The following is a 6,212-nucleotide window of genomic DNA, read 5'->3' on the forward strand; positions in this document are numbered from 1 at the left end:
CCGGCGAGCGTCAGAAGCGCTCGCCCACCATCTCTTCGCTCTTGGCCCACAGCGCCTTGGCGCGCGCGGGATCGAGGGCGTACGAGCGCACGCCGCCGCGCAGCCCCTCGCCGTCGACGGTCTCGGCCACGCGGCAGTCCTCGCAGTAGCGGCCGCCGACCGCATCGGCCGGGGCGACGACGCCGGCCCAGACCGACGTGGCGGCGCCCTGGGGGATCGTCTTCCACTCGAAGGCGCCCGTGCCGCCGGCAGGGGTGGATCGCGCGATGGAGTCCAGGATGCCCTGCAGCATTTCCTCGGTCATGTGCCGGCCCAGTTCGGTCTGGATGCCGCCGGGATGCACCGCCGTCGCCCGCACGCCGGCGTCCCTGTGCCGTCGGTCGAACTCCACCGCGAACAGCACGTTGGCGGTCTTCGAGCGCCCATAGGCGACGAACGGCTCATAGCCCCCGCGGTCGAAGTTGGGATCGTCCAGGTCCACGTCCGAGAACCGGTGCCCCGACGAGGCCAGGCTGACGACACGTGCGCCCGGCTTCAGCAGCGGGGCGATGCGGTTCACCAGCACGAAGTGGCCCAGGTGGTTGGTGCCGAACTGGGTCTCGAACCCATCGGCGGTCTTGCCGAACGGCGGGGCCATGACGCCGGCGTTGGCGATCACCACGTCGAACGGCAGGCCGTCGGCCACCAGTTCGTCGGCGCAGCCGCGGACGCTGTCCAGCGAGGCCAGGTCAAGCGCCACCAGTTCCAGCGAGCCGCCGTTCGCCGCCGCGGCGCGCACCGCCTCGGTCGCCGCCTGCGCCTTCTTGAGGTCCCGGGCCGCGCCCACTACCTGCGCTCCGCGGGCGGCCAGCGCCCGGGCGGTCTCGACGCCCAGGCCGGCCGACACGCCGGTCACCAGGATGCGCTTGCCGCTCAGGTCCGCGCCGTCCAGCACCTCGTCCGTCGTGGACTGGGCTCCAAAGATCTTGCTCATGACGATCTCCCTCGAATCCGGTCGGGGGAAACGGTCCCCCTGTCGGTTGGGATGTGGGCGCCGCCTCGCTCCGGCGCGCGCCCGATCGCCTCGACCTCTTGCCCGATCCTCTCACCGGCGGCCCGTGCGAGACGGCCGCCCTTGCGTGAAGCCTGCCGCGATCCGATCATGGGAAGGTGGAAGACCTCCTTCGCCAGATGTGCGCCGCCGCCGTGCGCCACGCCGCCGGCCGGCGGACCGACACCGCGGTGCCCGGCCTGTCGATCCACACCGCCGACGCCCCCACGGCTCTCCAGCCCGGCGTGTTCGAGCCGATGCTCTGCCTCGTGCTCCAGGGCGCCAAGGAGGTCCTGATCGGCGGCCAGGTGCTCCGCTACGACCCCTTCGGCTACTTCATCGCCTCGTTGGAATTCCCCGCCTCGGGCCGGGTCGCCGAGGCCAGCCCGGCGCGCCCCTACGTGTCCATCGCCATCGCCCTGCCGCCGGAGAGCCTGGCGGCCCTGCTCACCGACGCCGCGCCGCAACCTGATCCGCCCGGCCAGTCCGCGGGCTTCGCCGTCAGCCCCGTGACCCCTGAGCTGATCGACCCGTGCCGGCGCCTTCTCGGCCTGCTGGACGCCCCCGGCGACATCCCCGTCCTCGCCCCCTTGCTGGAGCGCGAGATCCTCTACCGCCTACTCCAGGGGCCGCAGGGCGGCGTCATGCGCCAGATCGCCCGCGCGGACAGCCGCCTTGCGCGCGTCCGCCGCGCCATCGGCTGGATCCGCGAGCATTACGACCGGCCGCTGCGCATCGACGACCTGGCCGCCCTGGCGGGCATGAGCTGCGCCTCGTTCCACCGCCACTTCCGCGCCGCCACGGCCATGAGCCCGCTACAGTTCCAGAAGAACCTGCGCCTGCAGCAGGCCCGCCGCCTGCTGATCACCCACCAGGACGTCTCGCGCGCGGGCTATGCCGTGGGCTACGAAAGCGCGTCCCAGTTCAGCCGCGAATACGCCCGGGCCTTCGGCGCCCCGCCCGCCCGCGACGCGGTCCGCCTGCGCGGCGATGCGAGCGCCTTGGCCGACGCCTAAACCTCGGCGATCCCCTTGCCCACCGGGGTCAGGGACAGGATGGCCAGCTTCACGTGCTGCCAGGCGAACGGGATGCCGATGATCGTCACCGCCAGCGCCAGGGCGAGCGCCAGATGGTGCAGCGCCAGCCACCAGCCGGCCAGGATTAGCCACAGGATGTTGAGCAGGAGGCTCACCGCCCCGGGGTCGCGCTCCACCACCACCTTGCCGAACGGCCAGTAGCTGAAGCCCGCGATCCGGAACGCCGCCGGCGTCCACGGCAGGCCGACGACGGTGATCGCCAGGATCACGCCCGCCAGCAGCCAAAGGCTGCCCGAAATCCACCCGCCCAGGATGAACCACAGGACGTTCATCAGAAGGCGCATGTTCGGCTCCGCGGGGTCTGGGCCTCCACCTTAGCAGGCCCGCGGCCCTTTGCTGCCGAAACGGCAGAACTGTTCTGCAAAATCGGTCAGTGCGCCGGCGCGGGCGAACCCCCACCTTGGCTGGCGAGCAAGGAGCTTCGCCATGAACATCGCCCTGTCCCTGATGACCCTCGGCTTCACCGTCGTCATGGCGATCCCCATCGTCGGCCCGATGCTGGTCGCCGCGTTCTGAGGGCGCTAGGACCTTTCCAGGGCGCCGATCATTCAGGCCGCCTGCCCGGGATAGCACCTGTGAAAATCAGCCTATCGCCGGCTCTAGCCGCATTCCGCCACAAAGGTTGAATGCTTCCCGTCAACGTCGACCGTGGCTCGCGCCTTGTTGCTGACGGGCGTCTTGCTCACCTCATAGACCTCCCGATCTTCGAAAACCGGAGCGCCGTTGGCGTCAGCGCGCCAGACAACGGCGGTGAAGTTGACCTGCCCAGGCGAAGTGGAACGGCTCTTGAGTTGAGTGTTCCGTACGAAGCCCAAGCTCGGAAGCGGTCGCCCGTTTTGGTCCACGGCGACGATGTCAGGATCCGCAGGCAGCGGAGGATTGGCAATCAAGGTGAACGGCGCGCGCACAAACAGCGATTCATCTGCGCGCTCAACAATCGCCATGAACTTGCCCTCTGCTGGCAATTTATGGGCAGGGTCCACGTCTCCCTCCGACATGAAAGGACCGCAGACGCTGAGCAACTTCGCCCCGGCCCCCGCCTCCGCGAGAGCGGCTTCTCCATAGGCTGTCCGAGTGGCCTTATGCTCCGCATCGCTTGCGCAGCCGCCGGCCAGCATCGCAGTGCTCACAGCGAGCACCGCACCAAGTTTTCTATCCATGAAAGCCCCCTGCCGGCCGCTTCCCAACCGACAGACAGAGGTTGTATTCGCAAGACATGCTCGTCAAGAGCGCGCTTAGCAGTTAACAGGCCCGCCGCAACGCCTCCGGCGGGGCCACCAAGTCCTGAACCGCGGCCACATAAGCCTCGATGTTGCGCCGGGCCGCGGCCACGCCCGCGACGCCGTGCGCTTCAAGGGCGTCCAGCCCGCCGCCCACCTCAAAGAGGGCGCGGAAGGCTTCCTTCTCGATCAGGGCGGCCGGCAGGATCTCGATCTCGCGCTCGCGCAGCTGGGCCACCACCGCGCCCAGCGAGCGGGGTTTCAACGCCGCCGGCACCCGCGACAGAAGGCATCGGTGCAGCAGGTTGTTGCCCGCCCGCTTGCCGAACGAGGCCACCAGTTCCGAGGCCTTGATCGCCTCGATGGCGTCCATCTGCGATCCGGTCAGCGGCGTCACCACCAGGTCGAAGCGCAGGGCGGCGAACACCATGGCCCCGCGCACCGAGCCCTCGGTGTCGACGATGATCCAGTCGGGCTCGCGCCGGCGCGCCTCCTGGGCGGCGTCGCGGATGTCCTGCACCGTCGGCGCGGCGTGCACGCTTATCGCCTGCGGCCGGCCGGGCAGCGACGCCCATCGGACCAGCGGCTTGTTGGGGTCGGAATCGATCAGCGCCACCCGCGCGCCCCGGTCCGCCAGGCCCAGCGCCAGGGCGAGCGCCGCCGTGGTCTTGCCCGCGCCCCCCTTCGGGCTGATGAAGGCGATGTTCGGCACCCGAGCTCCCGTGGCTAGGGATGTCACCCGCCCGCGACCGGCGAAACGCGCCGCTCCGAGCGTCACAGGATCGACACGGTAGAGCCGGGAGCGAGTCGACGCCAGTCCTCACGCCGCGTCAGGCGACTGGACCTCAGGCGCGCCCGGCGGGCTGGAACAGCTCGACCACATTGCCCGCAGGGTCCTCGGCCAGGATCTGCGAGCCGCCGGGGCCGACGACGATCTCGTTGCGAAAACTCACGCCCTCGGCCCGCAGCCGCTCGACCTCGGCGGCGAGGTCGTCGACGATGAGCTGGAAGCGGTTCCAGCCGCCGGGCTCGGGCTGGCGTCCGTCGGGCATCGGCCGGCCGGCGGAACTGGTCCGCCCACTCAGCAGAAGGCGCAGCGGCCCGCGTTCCACCGACGCGAAGGCCGGCGCCGCGTTCAGCTGGACGCTGAAGCCGAACCGGCCGACGTACCAATCCACGCAGGCCTGCACGTCGCCGACCATGTAGCGTACGTTCACCTGGCTCTCGCTCATGGGAACTCCTCCGGCTTGCCCGGCGCCAGGGCGCGCCGGATCAGGGTCTGCAGCGCCGCCACCATGGCGTCGCGGTGGGCGCCCGCGGCCACCGCGCGCGCCGCCTCGTCCAGGCCGGCGAACAGCAGAAGCGCGGTCGGCTCCGGATCCACCGGGCCGAAGGCCTCCGCTTCCTGGCCCGCCCGGATGATGGCGGACAGGCGCGTCACGGCGTTGTCCGCCGACGTCTGCCGCTTCGCGAAATCCGAGTGGAACAGCGCCTGGCCGATGCCCTGGCGGGCGCTGGCGAAGTCGATGTACGCCGCCGCCAGGCCGGCCACGACGGACGGCCAGTCCACCGGCCCGTCCACCTCCGTCGGCAGAGGATAGGCCGCGTCCAGCTCGGCGATCAGCCGCTCGCGCACCGTCGCCAGCAGGTCGTCCCAGGTGGGGAAGTAGAGGAAGAAGGTGCCCTTCGCGACCCCCGCCTCGCGGGCCACGTCCTCCACCCGCACCCGTGAACCGTGCGCCTGCAGCAACCGCTCGGCGGCCTCGACGATCTCCAGCTTTCGCGCCTCGGGATGCAGGCGCCGCCGGACGGGCTTGCCCATGGCCAGCTCCTAATGACTGATGGTCATTAGCTACTGACCGCCGGTCAGTGTCAACCCTCCGATGGCGACCCGTGTCGGCTCATCAGCCAGTCGACGCCGAACCGCACGATGTCCCCCGCGTCGATGAGCTGGCACGGGGCGTTCCCCACCCGCCCGGCCGCATGCCGGCCCAGCGCCAGATAGTCGCGGGCGATGCGCTCCACCGCGTCCGGCTCCCCCTCCACCGCATAGGCGTCGAGGATGCCGTTGGAATCAAAGGTCTCCGCCCGCCGCCACACCTTGCGGCCCCGGCCGTCCCGCACCGGCATCTCGTAGGTGACCCGCCGTTTGCCGGGTATCGGCGCGATGGCCTCGGCATAGTGCAGCACGGTCACCGCGTCCGGCGGCGCGCCCAGCATCAGCACCTTGCCGCCTGCCCTCACCAGCCGCTCCAGCGGCGATCGCGGCCCGAAGGCGGCCGCCATCGGGTGTTCGGCGACAGGTGGTCGGCCAGCGCGCCGATCGCCACCATCGAGGCGTCGGGCTGCCCGCTGCGGCGCGCGCCCGGCAGCTTCACCAGGTAGGCGTTCAGCGCCCCGAACCCCAGGTAGACACCGGCCGTCGCGGGATCGAACGCCGGCCAGGCGGCCTTCTGCGCCGCCGACATCCGCGCCCCGTTCAGCGTCTCCTCGTACGGCGAGCGATCCCAGGACGCATAGGCCATCAGCGTCCCGGTCGCGCCCACCGCGTCCCGCAGCGCCAGGGCCAGCTCGGCGGGACCGCCGTCCACCGGCCCCACCGCCTTCAGCGAGGCGTGGACCATCACCAGGTCGCCTTCGGCCAGGCCCAGCCGGCGAAGATCGGCGACCAGCTCGGCCCGTGTCAGCGCTGCGCCAGCCATTGCCGCGCCACATGCAGGGGATCATCGCCGCCCTGCAGGTCTGGGCGAACGCCGCGGCCCTCCCAGTTGCCGCCGGTGGTCCGGTTGATGGGCCGCGCGTTGGGGACTATGATCGCATAGCCGCCGGCCACCGGGATCGGCTCGTCCAGCAGATGCGCCGCCC

Annotated in this window: 8 protein-coding genes and 1 pseudogene; 1 reads left to right on the forward strand and 8 read right to left on the reverse strand. The window is 71.0% G+C overall.

The window, feature by feature from the left end; all coding sequences use genetic code 11:
- Nucleotides 1-10: 10 nt before the first annotated feature.
- Nucleotides 11-973, reverse strand: a complete 963-nt coding sequence (locus tag AX721_RS06710) for an SDR family NAD(P)-dependent oxidoreductase (protein WP_068875241.1) — start codon at nucleotides 971-973, stop codon at nucleotides 11-13.
- A gap of 176 nt (nucleotides 974-1,149) precedes the next feature.
- Between AX721_RS06710 and AX721_RS06715 the strand changes: the two genes are divergently transcribed.
- Nucleotides 1,150-2,046, forward strand: a complete 897-nt coding sequence (locus tag AX721_RS06715; protein ID WP_068875242.1) for an AraC family transcriptional regulator — start codon at nucleotides 1,150-1,152, stop codon at nucleotides 2,044-2,046.
- On the opposite strand, the gene AX721_RS06720 is transcribed toward AX721_RS06715, so the two are convergent.
- The 7 genes and pseudogenes from AX721_RS06720 to AX721_RS27830 all read right to left on the reverse strand — a co-directional run.
- Complete coding sequence (locus AX721_RS06720) at nucleotides 2,043-2,411, reverse strand: YccF domain-containing protein (RefSeq protein WP_068875243.1); 369 nt, start codon at nucleotides 2,409-2,411, stop codon at nucleotides 2,043-2,045. The genes AX721_RS06715 and AX721_RS06720 overlap by 4 nt on opposite strands.
- 315 nt (nucleotides 2,412-2,726) lie before the next feature.
- Entirely contained in the window at nucleotides 2,727-3,287 is a 561-nt protein-coding gene (locus AX721_RS06725) for a hypothetical protein (RefSeq protein ID WP_156467046.1), read from the reverse strand.
- A gap of 82 nt (nucleotides 3,288-3,369) precedes the next feature.
- Nucleotides 3,370-4,059, reverse strand: coding sequence for a ParA family protein (locus AX721_RS06730; RefSeq protein WP_068875245.1), 690 nt, complete (start codon nucleotides 4,057-4,059; stop codon nucleotides 3,370-3,372).
- Between the two features lie 133 nt (nucleotides 4,060-4,192).
- Nucleotides 4,193-4,579, reverse strand: a complete 387-nt coding sequence (locus tag AX721_RS06735; RefSeq protein ID WP_068875246.1) for a VOC family protein — start codon at nucleotides 4,577-4,579, stop codon at nucleotides 4,193-4,195.
- Entirely contained in the window at nucleotides 4,576-5,169 is a 594-nt protein-coding gene (locus AX721_RS06740) for a TetR/AcrR family transcriptional regulator (RefSeq protein WP_068875247.1), read from the reverse strand. Before AX721_RS06740 ends, AX721_RS06735 begins: the two co-directional genes overlap by 4 nt.
- 50 nt (nucleotides 5,170-5,219) lie before the next feature.
- Nucleotides 5,220-6,049 (reverse strand): annotated as a pseudogene (gene aac(3), locus AX721_RS06745) (aminoglycoside 3-N-acetyltransferase).
- On the reverse strand, nucleotides 6,031-6,212 hold a 182-nt coding region (locus tag AX721_RS27830; RefSeq protein WP_197422488.1), incomplete at its 5' end, for a hypothetical protein. The pseudogene aac(3) and the gene AX721_RS27830, both read right to left, overlap by 19 nt.

It is taken from the genome of Phenylobacterium sp. CCH9-H3 (assembly GCF_001557235.1).
GTDB lineage: Bacteria > Pseudomonadota > Alphaproteobacteria > Caulobacterales > Caulobacteraceae > Phenylobacterium.